Origin of the sequence: Flavobacterium sp. CAN_S2 (assembly GCF_015752255.1) — a bacterium.
Classification (GTDB): Bacteria; Bacteroidota; Bacteroidia; order Flavobacteriales; family Flavobacteriaceae; genus Flavobacterium.
Genome location: NZ_JADOVA010000003.1, coordinates 329,592 through 344,064 on the forward strand (window position 1 = coordinate 329,592; position 14,473 = coordinate 344,064).

At 35.9% G+C, this 14,473-nt stretch carries 12 protein-coding genes; 1 reads left to right on the forward strand and 11 read right to left on the reverse strand.

Features of this window, described 5'->3' with window-relative positions; translation table 11 throughout:
- Nucleotides 1–260 precede the first annotated feature (260 nt).
- The 11 genes from gmd to recR form a co-directional block, all read right to left on the reverse strand.
- A complete protein-coding gene (gmd, locus tag IWX80_RS11255; RefSeq protein ID WP_196853532.1) occupies nucleotides 261–1,358 on the reverse strand; it encodes a GDP-mannose 4,6-dehydratase in 1,098 nt (365 codons plus the stop codon).
- Between the two features lie 104 nt (nucleotides 1,359–1,462).
- Nucleotides 1,463–2,413, reverse strand: a complete 951-nt coding sequence (locus IWX80_RS11260; RefSeq protein WP_196853533.1) for a GDP-L-fucose synthase family protein — start codon at nucleotides 2,411–2,413, stop codon at nucleotides 1,463–1,465.
- Nucleotides 2,414–2,422: 9 nt separating this feature from the next.
- Nucleotides 2,423–3,430, reverse strand: a complete 1,008-nt coding sequence (locus tag IWX80_RS11265) for a mannose-1-phosphate guanylyltransferase (protein WP_196853534.1) — start codon at nucleotides 3,428–3,430, stop codon at nucleotides 2,423–2,425.
- A 107-nt stretch (nucleotides 3,431–3,537) separates the two neighbouring features.
- Complete coding sequence (locus IWX80_RS11270; protein WP_196853535.1) at nucleotides 3,538–3,885, reverse strand: four helix bundle protein; 348 nt, start codon at nucleotides 3,883–3,885, stop codon at nucleotides 3,538–3,540.
- 105 nt (nucleotides 3,886–3,990) lie between these two features.
- The gene (locus tag IWX80_RS11275) at nucleotides 3,991–5,274 is read right to left on the reverse strand and encodes a nucleotide sugar dehydrogenase (RefSeq protein ID WP_196853536.1); all 1,284 of its coding nucleotides are present in this window, start codon (nucleotides 5,272–5,274) and stop codon (nucleotides 3,991–3,993) included.
- Between the two features lie 377 nt (nucleotides 5,275–5,651).
- Complete coding sequence (locus IWX80_RS11280) at nucleotides 5,652–6,119, reverse strand: UpxY family transcription antiterminator (RefSeq protein WP_196853614.1); 468 nt, start codon at nucleotides 6,117–6,119, stop codon at nucleotides 5,652–5,654.
- Nucleotides 6,120–6,294: 175 nt separating this feature from the next.
- On the reverse strand, nucleotides 6,295–7,686 hold the full coding sequence (locus tag IWX80_RS11285; protein ID WP_196853537.1) for a UDP-glucose 6-dehydrogenase: 1,392 nt from the start codon (nucleotides 7,684–7,686) through the stop codon (nucleotides 6,295–6,297).
- 110 nt (nucleotides 7,687–7,796) lie between these two features.
- On the reverse strand, nucleotides 7,797–8,783 hold the full coding sequence (locus IWX80_RS11290) for an SDR family oxidoreductase (protein ID WP_196853538.1): 987 nt from the start codon (nucleotides 8,781–8,783) through the stop codon (nucleotides 7,797–7,799).
- 25 nt (nucleotides 8,784–8,808) lie between these two features.
- A complete protein-coding gene (locus IWX80_RS11295) occupies nucleotides 8,809–11,277 on the reverse strand; it encodes a polysaccharide biosynthesis tyrosine autokinase (protein WP_196853539.1) in 2,469 nt (822 codons plus the stop codon).
- 16 nt (nucleotides 11,278–11,293) lie between these two features.
- The gene (locus IWX80_RS11300; RefSeq protein WP_196853540.1) at nucleotides 11,294–12,085 is read right to left on the reverse strand and encodes a polysaccharide biosynthesis/export family protein; all 792 of its coding nucleotides are present in this window, start codon (nucleotides 12,083–12,085) and stop codon (nucleotides 11,294–11,296) included.
- A gap of 73 nt (nucleotides 12,086–12,158) precedes the next feature.
- Nucleotides 12,159–12,779: a recombination mediator RecR gene (gene recR / locus IWX80_RS11305; RefSeq protein WP_196853615.1), complete on the reverse strand. Its 621-nt coding sequence runs from the start codon at nucleotides 12,777–12,779 to the stop codon at nucleotides 12,159–12,161.
- A 100-nt stretch (nucleotides 12,780–12,879) separates the two neighbouring features.
- Here recR and IWX80_RS11310 point away from each other — a divergent pair, with 100 nt between their 5' ends.
- Entirely contained in the window at nucleotides 12,880–14,388 is a 1,509-nt protein-coding gene (locus IWX80_RS11310) for a sodium:solute symporter (RefSeq protein ID WP_196853541.1), read from the forward strand.
- Nucleotides 14,389–14,473 lie beyond the last annotated feature (85 nt).

A 14,473-nucleotide genomic window follows, 5' to 3' on the forward strand; every position in this document is an offset into this window, starting at 1 on the left:
ATCCCAGAAGGACTTAGTCTTTCACTTTCGAGCTCATTATAATTCGGAACTAACCAGATTAGTTAGCAAAAGTTCTAAAATAATGGTATGAATGTAGTAACATCATATAAACGTAGATTAATCGATCAATCGGTATATTGTAGCTAATTATTGAATTGTTAACAGCACCGCACGAAATCTAACGCTTGACAAATTTTTCCGTTTTCAAAAATCACTTCAGATACTATGAAGTAATTAGAAACTAGAAAGAAACCCTTACACTATCCTATCCTCTTCAAAATCTCCAAATCACTAGCTACCATCTCTTTGACCAATCCGGCAAGGTCATATTTAGGTGTCCAACCCAATTGTGTTTTAGATTTAGTAGGATCCCCAAGTAATAAATCAACTTCTGTAGGACGGTAGTATTCTGGATCTACGCGAACTACTACTTTACCGAGTTCCAACTGATATAATGGATCATTACAAGCTGCCACTTTAGCCACTTCACTCTCATTTTCACCTTCAAAAGTCAATTCAACTCCTATCTCAGCAAAAGCCATTGTTACAAAATCTCTAATATAGGTAGTTACACCGGTTGCTATTACGTAGTCTTCTGCTACATCTTGTTGTAAAATTCTCCACATAGCCTCTACGTAGTCTTTAGCATGACCCCAATCTCTTTGTGAATTTAAATTCCCGAGATACAGACATTCTTGCTTGCCATAGGCGATAGCTGCAGTAGCCATCGTAATTTTACGCGTTACAAAAGTTTCTCCACGTCTAGGAGACTCATGATTAAAAAGAATTCCGTTACAAGCATATATATTATAGGCTTCACGATAGTTTTTAGTAATCCAAAAAGCATATATCTTAGCAACTCCATACGGAGAACGCGGATAGAACGCAGAATTTTCATCGTAAAATCCTTGTGCATTTTTATTTTCAGCTAAACCTCCATACAATTCAGAAGTAGAGGCTTGATAAATTCTGGTTTTCTTTTCGAGACCAAGGATTCTTACCGCCTCTAATATTCGTAAAGTCCCAATTCCATCTACATTAGCAACATATTCTGGTGAATCAAATGAAACTTTTACGTGAGACATAGCCCCAAGGTTATATATTTCGTCAGGTTGCACTTCCTGAATAATTCTGATAATATTAGTAGAATCAGTCAAATCACCATAATGTAATTTAAAATCAACATGATTCTCGTGTTGGTCTTGATAGATATGATCAATTCGTTGCGTATTAAAAGAAGACGCACGTCTTTTTACGCCATGTACTTGATATCCTTTTTCCAATAATAATTCAGCCAAATAAGATCCATCTTGACCTGTAATACCTGTTACAAGAGCAACTTTTTGTTTTATACTCATACTATTTATTCTTTATTCGATGCTCTTTGCTCTCTTTTCTTTACTCTCTATTCTTAACTCTAATTCTATTAACGATAGTCGATAACCTGTAATCGTTCACCAATTTACATCTTCACTTCCTTAAAGCGATCTATATTCTCCAAAAACCACTGGTATGTTTTTTGTATTCCTTCTTCCAACTGCACCTGATGCTTCCATCCTAAAGCGTGCATTTTAGAGATATCCATTAATTTTCGTGGAGTACCATCCGGTTTGCTTGCATCCCAAATAATTGCTCCTTGATGTCCTGTAATTTCTTGTATAGTTTCAGCCAAATGTTTGATGGTCAAATCTTCACCGGTACCTACATTATACAAATAGTCCGGTAATTTATTTTCTAAAGCAAAAACTACTGCTTCAGCCATATCATCCACAAAAAGAAACTCTCTCATGGGTGTTCCGCTACCCCAAAGAGTTACTGGAGCATTATTATTTTCCTTGGCTTCATGAAATTTGCGCATCATGGCAGGTAAAACATGCGATGTATTTAAGTCAAAATTATCATGGGTACCGTATAAATTTGTTGGCATTAAGCTCACATAATCCTTTCCAAATTGTTTCCGAATTGCCTCACACGCTTTTACACCCGTAATTTTGGCAATGGCATACCATTCATTTGTAGGTTCCAAAGTGCCCGTAAGCAAATACTCTTCTTTCAAAGGCTGCGGCGCTAATTTTGGATAGATACAAGAACTCCCTAGGAAAATAAACTTCTTCACACCACATTGCAAAGCAGAATCGATTAAATTATTCTGGATTTGCATGTTCTCCATAATAAATTGATACGGATAATTATTGTTCGCTAATATACCTCCCACTTTTGCAGCAGCGTCTATAATGACTTCCGGTTTTTCTGTAGCAATGAAATCGGTAACAGCTTGTTGATTTCTTAAATCTAAGGCAGCACTTGAAACTCCCAATAAATTAGTATAGCCTTTAGCGGTCAAAGTTCTCCAAATGGCACTTCCTACCATTCCTTTATGACCCGCTATATATATTTTAGAATCTTTATTCATAACTACTCTTTAGTTTAACAAAACTGAATTTATTTTTTCCAATTCGGTATACACATTTTTAACATCCTGGGAACTCTCTTTTTGAAGAATTAAATTCGCAGTCTCCGTGTATACAAAAATAGTATTTTTCATTCCTACAAAAGCAGTGTAAGTATTGGTACCAATAACCATATTCCCATTTTCATCAACAGCATGCCCAGTTGCAACCAAATAATCATAAACCGATTCAAAAGAACCCAAATCCGACCAAATAAAAGTAGACGGTACTACTTTAATCTTTTTACTGCGCTCCATTACCGCATAATCAATACTGATTGACGGAATATCCATGGACAAAGCCAAATCTAAATTCCCATCTGTATTGGCGTCCCATACTATTTTTGATTTTTCATACACTTCCGGATGAAAGGCCTTTAATTCCTCTAATAAAACACCTGCTTTAAAACAAAACATCCCACTATTCCAGAGAAAGTTTCCTTTTGAAATAAAATCCCTCGCGGTAACCTGATTTGGTTTTTCCCGAAAAGAAAGCACATCATCCCCTCTTCGTTCAATATATCCGTAACCCGTTTCCGGTTTTGTGGGAATAATACCAAAAGTGACAATAAATCCATTAGAAGCCTTTTCAACTGCTTCTTGAATCGCCTTATTATACTGTTCCATATCACCTATGATATGATCGGATGGCGTTACAATTAAAATAGTTTCAGGATCAGATGCAAGTGCTGCAAAAGCAATAGCTGCAGCTGTATTCCTTGGTGTTGATTCTATAATATCAATATACGGAGTATTGGATTTCTCCAAGACCTGTCTGCTCAAATGATGGTTGTCTATATTTCCTACTACCATAACCTGATCCACTAAAGTGCGATTACGCTCCACTGTCATTTCAAATAAAGATTTACCTTCAAATAAATCTAAATATTGTTTAGGTTGGCTTTTACGGGAAAGTGGCCACAATCGGCTGCCAACGCCTCCCGTAAGAATGACATGGGTTATTGAATGCTTATGTTCCATATTTTATCTTTGCTCGATGTTCGTTGTTCGAAATTCTTGTTTCGATGTTCCTTGTTCGATAATCGCTGATCGTTGGACGAAAATCGATAGACGAAATTCCATTTTCGTTAAACGGATAACGATTTTATTAATTTATATAACATCATTTTTATTCTGGTACACAATTCAAATAGAAATACATAATCAGGCTCTGTTATGTAACCTAAATCTTTAGACAAGTACAAATGATAATTTGTTTCTTCTAAGGAGCCTTTTGCTATGTACAAGAACTGTACGAACTCTTTTTTATATTGTCTTGCCTGACCTTCAATTATATTTGTGGGAACACTACTTACGCTTCTTCTCATTTGACTCATAAGCCCAAATTGTTCAGACTTTGGGAAGGAGTGCGTAATTTTATAGACCTCTAAAGTGAGCTGATGAGCTAATTTCCAAACTTCTAAATTAGATTCCATATTTTATTCGTTGTTCGAAATTCGGTATTCGAAAATCGTTGTTCGAGATTAGTATTTCGATGTCCAGAAATCGAAAAACGGTAAACATTGGACGAAAAACGACATTTACAGCTTCCCATCCGCCACATCCCCTAAAATCCCTTTTACATCATACAACAAACTATTTTCATTTTGCAATGTAGAGAAATCAACGTTGAGGAATTGCTGGTGCGCCACACCTAAAACTACGGCATCAAATTTTTCCTCTGGTAAAACAGCAGTTGTTAGTAAACCATATTCATGCTGTACTTCTGATGGATTGGCCAATGGATCATAAATAGTAATTTTAATCCCATAATCAGCTAAAGCCGTGATTACATCCACAATTTTTGTATTGCGAACATCTGGACAGTTCTCTTTGAAAGTAATCCCAAGCATCAATAAAGTAGCACCATTTACGGAAATCCCTTTTTTGATCATCAGCTTTACCACTTGTGACGCCACGTAGTCACCCATGCTGTCATTCAAACGGCGTCCTGCCAAGATAATCTCAGGATGATAGCCAAATTCCTGTGCGCGTTGTGCCAAATAATACGGGTCTACGCCAATGCAATGACCACCTACTAAACCCGGTTTGAAAGGAAGAAAATTCCATTTGGTTCCCGCAGCCTCTAATACGGCATGCGTATCAATTTGCATAAGGTTAAATATTTTAGCCAATTCATTGACAAAAGCAATATTGATATCCCGTTGGGAGTTTTCAATCACTTTCGCCGCTTCAGCTACTTTTATGGTCGGTGCCAAATGCGTTCCGGCAATAATCACTGATTTATATAACTCATCGACTTCCTGTCCAATTTTTGGCGTGGAACCCGAAGTAATTTTTAAAATTTTTTCTACCGTGTGTTCTTTATCTCCGGGATTGATACGTTCCGGCGAATAGCCAACAAAGAAATCAACATTAAATCGCAATCCAGAAATTTTTTCTAAAACAGGAACACATTCCTCTTCGGTGGCACCTGGATAAACGGTAGATTCATAAATAACGATATCCCCTTTTTTCAAAACCTTTCCAACCGTTTCACTGGATTTATACAAAGGAGTCAAATCTGGCCGATTGTTTTTATCGACAGGAGTGGGAACCGTAACAATATAATAGGTACAGTCAACTATAGCAGTTATATCAGTAGTGCAATACAGACCAATTGAATCATTGGGTTCTTGTAACAATACTTTTTGTAAAACTTCGTCAGATACTTCAAATGTGGTATCGGTTCCGGATTGCAAAGAAGCTACTCGGGACCGATTGATATCAAATCCGGTAACCGAATGTTTAGTTGCAAACAACCTGGCCAATGGTAAACCAACATAACCTAAACCAATGACTGCTATTTTTTTTATGGAATTCATTTTTTTAATAATGCAAATACTTTCAATACTACTAATAATAATAAATATTACCTCATTTTAATCCACCGCTTCGCATTTCTTACTCCCATAAATAGGAGCAAAAATGAAAAAATTAAGAAGGCAAATATAGCTACATTACACTATTAAAAAGACTAATTCGTAGCAATTACATATTAAAAAATTGCTATTATTTAATTTTAAAATCACAAAATATTGATATACAATTATTTACAACACAAACATTAGATTATTTTTAGTGTTTTTAAACAAAAAATATTAACTACTGTTTAAGTAATCTAACAACCTAAAAGCAAATAATAATTTTTTAATTTTTTCTTCACTATCAAGTGAGTAGCTACATCGAAAAACGAAATCGGCTATGACTTAATTTTCATTTTCAAAACACATCCCATGGATTCCAAAACCAACACATAATGGGTATTGGTCATGTCCTGAATCGTGGCGGTTTGTGCAGAAAAAGGACCTGATTCCAATTGTATGGAATCCCCAATTTGGTAGGAGGCCACTGCAACATCAATAGTATCAGCGCTATTGAGCCATTTTTTTATAACGTTAATTTCTTCATCCCTTACAATCGCCGGTTTCCCTAACCAAAATAAGTAACGCACTACACCCACAGTATCAAAAACAGAATTCCTGTCACTTTCAGCCAATTGAACAAAAACATAAGAATTAAAAAGAGGCACTTCAACTTTTTTCTTTCTATCAGACCATTGCCTTATCTGAGTGATCAAAGGACAATAACATTCAATCCCCCTTTTTTGTAATTGTTCCGCAACTTTCTTCTCCCATTTGGGCTTTGTATAAACAACATACCAATTCATCATCTTCTTCTTGTTAGTATCACGAACGTATAAGTCAAATTAACTTCTAAACAGGAAAATACGCTGTGCTTTATTCGCTAGTACGAGTCTTTTTTTTTACTATTTGTTTCTATAAAACAATTTTTCTCTTTGTTCTTTATTCTTTGTTCTATATTCTTTACTCTACACCCTCAAATCAAGAACCTATCGCCTGATACACAAACCCAATACTTCTAAGCTCAGCAGCATTCAGCACATTTCTCCCGTCGAAAATAAAAGCGGGTTTTTGCATCGAATCATATATTTTCTGCCAGTCGTACTGAGTAAACTCATCCCACTCTGTAAGTATAGCAATAGCATGTGCGTTTTGACAGGCTTCATAAGGATCCGAAAAAGAAGTTACACAGCTGGCATTTTGTTCCGCATTTCTGGTTTCCAAATAATTTAAATCTTCCATGATCTTTTTGTTGGAAACTTTTGGATCATAAACAGCAATATTCGCATGCTCATTGATCAAATCATCTGCAACATAAATCGCCGCTGATTCGCGGGTATCATTCGTGTCTTTTTTAAACGCCCAACCCAAGAAAGTTATTTTCTTACCCGAAACCGTATTGTATAATGTTTGCACAATTCTGCTGGAAAATCGTCTTTTTTGATGGTCATTCATGATGATGACTTGTTCCCAATAATCGGCAACTTCATGAAGGCCGTATGATTTTGCGATGTAAACCAAATTTAAAATGTCTTTTTGAAAACAAGAACCTCCAAAACCAACGGAAGCTTTTAAAAACTTGGAACCAATCCTGCTGTCCATTCCGATTGCTTTGGCTACTTCATTGACATCTGCTCCGGTTTTTTCACAAAGTTCCGACATCGCATTAATCGAAGAAATCCGCTGTGCCAAAAACGCATTAGCGGTAAGCTTAGACAATTCAGAAGACCAGACGTTAGTGGTCAATATTTTTTCGGCAGGTACCCAATTCGAATATACAGCAACAAGAGCCTGAATCGCTTTTTTACCTTCCGCTGTAGTGTCGCCTCCAATAAGAATTCGGTCTGGGTGCAACAAATCAGAAACAGCCGTTCCTTCCGCTAAAAATTCTGGATTGGACAATATTTGAAACTGCACTCCGTTACCGGTGTTATCAAGAATACTCTTAATCGCTTCTGCAGTTCTTACCGGAAGAGTCGATTTTTCCACGACTATTTTATTGTCTTTCGCTACACGGGCAATTTGTCGGGCGCACAACTCAATGTATTTTAAGTCAGCTGCCATACCTTTTCCTTTTCCATAGGTTTTGGTTGGTGTATTTACCGATATAAAAATAATCTGAGCTTCATCGATAGCTTTTTCTACATCGGTCGAAAAAAACAAGTTTCTTCCGCGTGCTTCCGCAACAATTTTATCTAATCCCGGCTCGTAAATAGGAATATTGGCAGTGTCATTATCATTCCAAGCTGCGATGCGCTCTTCATTTAAATCAACAACAGTAACCTGTATATGCGGACATTTCTGAGCGATAACTGCCATAGTTGGACCACCAACATAACCAGCTCCGATGCAACAAATTTTTGTAATTTCCATTCTTTTATTTTTTCTATTCGGTAATTTAACTTCTCACGTTTAGCAATTTGTATCAAACACTATTTGCGCCATCCATCATTCAAAACTCAAAACTTATAATTCATGATTGCTCATTCACGCAAATTCTCCCAATACCATTCTACCGCTGCTTTCAATCCTTCCTGCATAGAATATTTAGGATTATAACCTAGTAACGTTTTTGCTTTATCAATACTGGCCAACGAATGCGGAATATCACCCGCTCTGTTTGGACCATATTCAACAGCAACATTCCCAATTTTCGGATCATATTCGGCTAAAAATTCTTTCAGATAATCCACTAAATTATTCAACGTATTTCTATCTCCATACGCCGTATTATAAACGGTATTAATTGCCTCCGGATTTTGGGTCAGCATCGCCAACTCATTCATTTGAATAACATTATCGATATAAGTAAAATCTCGGGAATAATTTCCATCACCATTTATTCTTGGACTTTCATGTTGCATGAACTGCATTACAAACTTAGGAATCACGGCCGCATATGCGCCATTAGGATCTTGCTTTCTTCCAAAAACATTGAAATAACGCAACCCAATCGTCTCCAAACCATACGTCTTGTTGAAAATTTCAGCATACAACTCGTTCACATATTTCGTAATTGCATACGGAGAAAGCGGCTTTCCAATCACATCTTCCACCTTTGGCAAAGCTTCTGAATCCCCGTAAGTGGAAGAGCTTGCAGCATATACAAAGCGTTTTACTTTTTCGTCTCTGGCCGCTACCAACATATTCAAAAATCCGGAAACATTCACATCATTAGTGGTAACCGGATCATTTATAGACCTCGGCACCGAACCTAAAGCCGCCTGATGCAAAACATAATCCACTCCTTTTACCGCAATGGCACAATCTGTTGCCTTACGGATATCCCCTTCTATCAAAGAAAAATTCGGATTATTTATAAAATCTTTTAAATTATGTCGGTGACCTGTTGCAAAATTGTCTAAACAAACCACCTTATACCCTTTCGATAAAAAATATTCACATAGGTTAGACCCTATGAATCCGGCTCCTCCAGTAATTAAAATCGCTTTTTGTTTTTCCTCTTTCATTTCGTTTTGTTTTAAAAGCTAACTACTACTTCGTTGGTTTTTTTAGTATCTTTTGGGCTACCTTTTGGTAAATACTTTTCGGTTTGTCTTCTTCATAATAGCCATTTGCATAGGTTCCATACCCATAGCCGTAACCGTATCCATACCCATAACCCGTACCGTATTTCGCTTTGTTTTCTAAACCATTTAAGATAATGCTGGTATTGTTTAACTCTCCACGTTTCACTCGATTGTTTAACAAAGTGATCATGTCTTTTTTAGTGAAATTCTGTCTGACAATATACAGCGTTACATCGCAATATTGTGCCAATTCTAAAGCATCAGAAACCAACCCAACAGGTGGAGTATCCAATATAATATAATCGTACTTTTTCTTTAACTCTTCAATTAATTCTTTCATCCCTTCACTCATAATCATCTCCGCCGGATTGGGCGGAATAGGACCTGATAAAATAACATCCAAATAAGGAATATGGGTATGATTTATAATCTCGTCAACTGTCTTTTGTTTAATTAAATAATTAACAACCCCAACTTCATTAGACAAATTAAACTCCGAAGCTAGCTTAGGCTTTCTTAAATCCAAACCAATTACCACTGTTTTCTTTTCGCTCAAAGCAAATACAGTAGCGATGTTTATCGAACAAAAGGTTTTCCCTTCACCACTCACCGAAGAGGTAATCATCAACGTCTTCGCTCCATCTACATTTTGCTGTTTGTACAAAAACTGAAGCGACGAACGAATCGCTCTAAAAGATTCCGACAAAGCAGATTTAGGTTTATCATAAACTGCTAAATTAGTATTCTCTCTATTGACTCCAACGACTCCAATCAAAGGGATCTTTGTCATTTTGCTGATATCTTCCGTGTTTTGAATCGAATTATTGATAAAGAAAACGGCAAAAACAAAAATCAACGGAAACAGAATCCCCAGAAATAATGCCAAAACATAATTAACGGAAGTTTTTGGACCAATTAATCCTCCTCCGACATCTTTTGCAGGATCTATGAAATGAACGTCGGATAAATTTGCTGCTTTAACAATATCAGCTTCGCTTCTTTTTTGAAGAAATGTACTGTAAATATTATCGCTTAAATCATACTTCCTTTTAATCTTAATAAGTTCTTGTTGATCTTCAGGAAGTTGTTTTATGGTACTTTCTGTTTCATTTATTTTACTGCTTACCATTGCTAAATCATATTGTAAAGCTGATTTAGCGGTTGCTATATTCTCTAACAATACATTTTTGACAGCTTCCATTTGGTTGTCAAAATCCTGAAATATCTTTTCACTTTTTACCGCATAAGCCATTTCAGATCTTTGGGTAGATAACGCTATTAATTTTGAAACATTAACAACAATATTTGGATCTTCAATTCCAGCTACAGAAGGTGCCGGTAGTTTCGCATAATTCACGCTGTTTTTCAAGTAGGACTTTAACGAATTGTAGTATGCCATTTTACGATTAACTTCGTCTTTTGTCACATCAAATGCCAAAATCTTTTCTGAAAATTTTGCTCCGCCCTCTTCGATATCGTAAATATTCTTCCCTTTTCTAAAGGTCTTCAGCTCGTTACCAGTTTCCTTAAGTTGGGATTCCATCGTAACTAATGTACTGTCGATAAAAGCTATTGTATTGGTTGCAAACTGATTCTTACTATCTAATTGCCTTTTGATAAGCATTTTAACAGTCGAATTCAAATATTCGACCATTCTTGCTTTATTGGTTCCTTGCATTCCTAAAGTGATAATTGAACCGCCTTTATCATCTGATTGCACACTTATCCCTTTGTATCCGGATACTGTTCCATCAAAATCATTGAACTGAACAAAATATTCGTTTCCTTTATAAAAACCAGGATTGTCATTTATCTGCAATTTCCAATTTAAAAACGGCAAGGAAACTTGTTGCCCTACTTTATATCTTTTTACAAATTCACCCGTTTCAACAGCTGTGTTGCTGTATGAATTATTGGAATATGTAACTATTGAAACGCTTGGATTTTCAAATGGAATTCTAATTTCATATTCATTTTCATTTAAAAACTTGATTCCAATAAGTGTTCCCGCAAGTTGCCCTTTAGATTTATCAATGTTTACAGTGAAAGGAACAGCTCCATATGCATCGACTAAATTGTATTTGCCCTGGGAAAGATAACTTATGTAATATTGTAGTTTATCTACTACCAACTCATTATGAGAACGGGATTGTAAAGTGGTTGAAATAGTCTGAACCTGATCCGAAGTACCACCCCAATTAAAAACCAAACTCGTATTTGACGTAAAAAGAGGATTGCTTTCTTCTTTTACGGCAATAAGGGTTTCCATACCGTAGATTTTTTCTTTACGAATATTAACCTGGTAGGCAACCGTGAAAGTAATTAACAGACTTATTAAAAACCACTTCCAATAACTTCCGATTTTTATTAAAAATCCTTTGAAGTCAAAACTGACTTGATTTTCAAAAATCGAAAAATCTTTTATATCTAACATTTTATAATCGCGGTTTTTAATTTTTTAATAGCAAAAAAGTCGTTGTGGCTAATGACAACAACGTAATGATTGTTCCTAAGGATTCGATTCCCGTTTTTCCGGTTCCCCAAGTCTTTTGTTTGAGTGGCTTTACATACACATAATCGTTCGGCTGTAAATAAAAATAGGGCGATTTCATCACATTTATATCCGTTAGATCTAAATCATGCATTTCAACTCCTGTTGGTGTTTTTCGCATGATCGTAACCGCTTTTCTATCACCTGTTATCGTAATATCTCCAGCATTTGCAATAGCTTCCATGATATTTACGTGCTCTTGAAATAAGGTTTTTGTACCAGGACCGCCTATTTCTCCATTGATTGTATATCGGAAACCCGCCAATTTTACAGTCACAAAAATATTTGCTTCTTTATTGAAATATTCTGCCAATAATTGCTTCTCTAAACGCATTCGAACTTCATCCAGCGAGTACCCAATTACATTTAAATCACCTAAAACTGGAACTCTGATATTCCCGTGGTCATCCACAGTAAAACCATCAAAATACAATCCTGACTCCGACTTACCTACCGCAGCACCTTCACTGGAAGGACTAAACATCGCAACTAATTTAGGATCAATCGCTTTTATGGTAATACTCAAAACATCATTTATTTGCAATCGATAAGGTTTTGTTTCTACTGCTGCAATGGTAGCTTCCTGTTGTGAACTATCTTTTTTCTGAAGATAGATTAAATCTTTGGTTGGGATACAAGAGGATAGCAACACACTAACAACCAACAACAAATAGAGTACGGATTTGCGCATTTTAAATATTTTTTAAGCGACAAATATAGCTTTTCATTTACGATTTAAAAAGCATCGCTATTTTTTAAATAGATTAATTATTTTTAAAAGATTTTTCGAATGGAACTCGATGTAAAATACTGCGCCCCAAAGTAACTTCATCCGCATATTCCAGTTCATCGCCCACCGAAATCCCTCTGGCAATTGTTGATATTACTATTTCACAATCGGCAATTTGTTTGTAGATATAAAAATTTGTAGTATCACCCTCCATCGTGGAGCTTAAAGCAAAAATAATCTCGTTTACCCTTCCTGATTTTACTTTTTCGACTAAAGTCGATATGTTTAATTGACTGGGACCAACACCGTCAATAGGAGAAATTTTACCTCCAAGAACATGATAAATCCCTCTGAATTGTCCTGTATTTTCAATTGCCATAACATCGCGAATATCCTCGACGATACAAATAATCTGGTGATTCCTGCTTTGATTAGCACAAATTTCGCACATCATGCTATCCGAAATATTATGACAACTTGTACAATACTTAATATCTTCACGCATAGCGACCAAGGCTTGCGATAGAAATCCTGTTTGCTCTTTAGGCTGCTTCAATAAATGCAACACCAATCGCAGTGCAGTTCGTTTGCCAATTCCAGGCAGCTGAGACATTTCGTTAACTGCCTTTTCTATTAATTTCGAAGAAAATTCCATAACTGCAAAAGTAGTTAATTTGTCCCAATCGTTCGGGATAGATAATTTGAAAATTTGAAGATTATTTATGTAATTTGGCCAAATACAATATTCACACAATATGACTCCATTTGCCATTCTATCACTAATTGTAATCTACTTCGGAATTCTTTTTTTGATTTCGCATTTTGTAAGCAGAAAAGACATCGGCAACGATGCTTTTTTCAAAGCTAATAAAAATTCTAAATGGTATTTAGTCGCTTTTGGAATGATTGGAACCGCACTCTCCGGTGTGACATTTATTTCTGTTCCGGGAGAAGTTGGTTCTCCAAATGGGGAACAATTCAAATACTTTCAGTTTGTTCTGGGTAATGCGATTGGTTTTATCATAATTGCAAAAGTATTGCTTCCGCTGTATTACCGAATGAATTTGACTTCGATTTACGGCTACATCGAGCACCGATTAGGAATTTATTCTTATAAAACTGCTGCAACTATTTTCCTGATTAGCAGAACCATTGGATCGGCATTCCGGCTGTATCTTGTTGTAATTGTTTTGCAACGTTTTGTTTTTGACTTTTACGGAATCCCATTTGCAGTTACGGTTCTGATTTCGCTGGCTTTGATATTTGCTTACACGTATCGAGGCGGATTGAAAACCATTATCATTACAGATACTTTACAAACCTTTTTCTTAGTTTCATCTGTCTTTTTGACAATTTTCTTTATTTGCAGAAGCTTAAACTTAAATGCTTTCGAAGCTTTTGAAGCAGTAAAAAACAGCAATTATTCTAAGGTATTCTTCTTTGAGGATTTTGTGTCGAGTAAGTTTCATTTTGTAAAACAAATTCTGGGAGGAATCTTTGTAACTATTGCCATGGTCGGTTTGGATCAGGATTTAATGCAAAAAAATCTGAGTTGTAAGAACATTGGCGAAGCACAAAAAAACATGTTTACGTTCACCGGAATATTTGTAGCTATCAATATATTTTTTCTCAGTGTAGGCGCTTTACTTTACATCTTTGCTACTAAAAACGGAATAGAAGTTCCTACCGATTTAGTTACCGGAAAACCCAGAACTGATTTACTGTTTCCCGAAATTGCGTTTAACCATTTGACACTTATTCCATCCGTAATTTTCCTGTTGGGATTAACGGCAGCTACATTTGCTACGACGGATTCCGCATTAACTGCTCTAACAACTTCGTTTTGTGTGGATTTTTTAGGAATGGATAAAACCGAAAATCTAAACAAGCCAAACGTAGTCAGAAATAGGCATCTTGTGCATATTGTCTTTTCGTTTTTAATGTTTTTGGTTATAATTTTCTTTAACTCAATTAATGACAGCTCTGTAGTGGGAATGATTTTTAGAGTTGCGTCCTATACGTATGGTCCGCTTTTGGGACTGTATTGTTTTGGATTGTTTGTAAAATCAAAAACGGTAAAAGACAAATTTGTTCCTATAATTTGCTTATTGTCTCCTGCTCTAACTTACTTTATCAGCGAAAATTCGAAGACTTTATTCTGGGGATATATTTTCGACAACGAATTGATTATCGTAAACGGGCTAATCACTTTTCTAGGTTTGTTGTTGATTAGCAAGAGTGCTACTTCTGAAACACGATTCTAGTTTTTAGCCCAGATAGCAGCGACATCCTTTTCTTGTTCCGTTTTTTTTTAACGGGACAAGAAAAGATATAGTGTATAGCTGGAAT

What these genes read in the sequence shown, in the direction of transcription:
- IWX80_RS11280 (WP_196853614.1), bottom strand. Translation starts at nt 6,119, where the DNA reads ATGAATTGGTATGTTGTTTATACAAAGCCCAAATGGGAGAAGAAAGTT.
- IWX80_RS11265 (WP_196853534.1), bottom strand. Translation starts at nt 3,430, where the DNA reads ATGGAACATAAGCATTCAATAACCCATGTCATTCTTACGGGAGGCGTT.
- IWX80_RS11285 (WP_196853537.1), bottom strand. Translation starts at nt 7,686, where the DNA reads ATGGAAATTACAAAAATTTGTTGCATCGGAGCTGGTTATGTTGGTGGT.
- IWX80_RS11295 (WP_196853539.1), bottom strand. Translation starts at nt 11,277, where the DNA reads ATGTTAGATATAAAAGATTTTTCGATTTTTGAAAATCAAGTCAGTTTT.
- IWX80_RS11270 (WP_196853535.1), bottom strand. Translation starts at nt 3,885, where the DNA reads ATGGAATCTAATTTAGAAGTTTGGAAATTAGCTCATCAGCTCACTTTA.
- recR (WP_196853615.1), bottom strand. Translation starts at nt 12,779, where the DNA reads ATGGAATTTTCTTCGAAATTAATAGAAAAGGCAGTTAACGAAATGTCT.
- IWX80_RS11290 (WP_196853538.1), bottom strand. Translation starts at nt 8,783, where the DNA reads ATGAAAGAGGAAAAACAAAAAGCGATTTTAATTACTGGAGGAGCCGGA.
- IWX80_RS11260 (WP_196853533.1), bottom strand. Translation starts at nt 2,413, where the DNA reads ATGAATAAAGATTCTAAAATATATATAGCGGGTCATAAAGGAATGGTA.
- gmd (WP_196853532.1), bottom strand. Translation starts at nt 1,358, where the DNA reads ATGAGTATAAAACAAAAAGTTGCTCTTGTAACAGGTATTACAGGTCAA.
- IWX80_RS11300 (WP_196853540.1), bottom strand. Translation starts at nt 12,085, where the DNA reads ATGCGCAAATCCGTACTCTATTTGTTGTTGGTTGTTAGTGTGTTGCTA.
- IWX80_RS11310 (WP_196853541.1), top strand. Translation starts at nt 12,880, where the DNA reads ATGACTCCATTTGCCATTCTATCACTAATTGTAATCTACTTCGGAATT.
- IWX80_RS11275 (WP_196853536.1), bottom strand. Translation starts at nt 5,274, where the DNA reads ATGAATTCCATAAAAAAAATAGCAGTCATTGGTTTAGGTTATGTTGGT.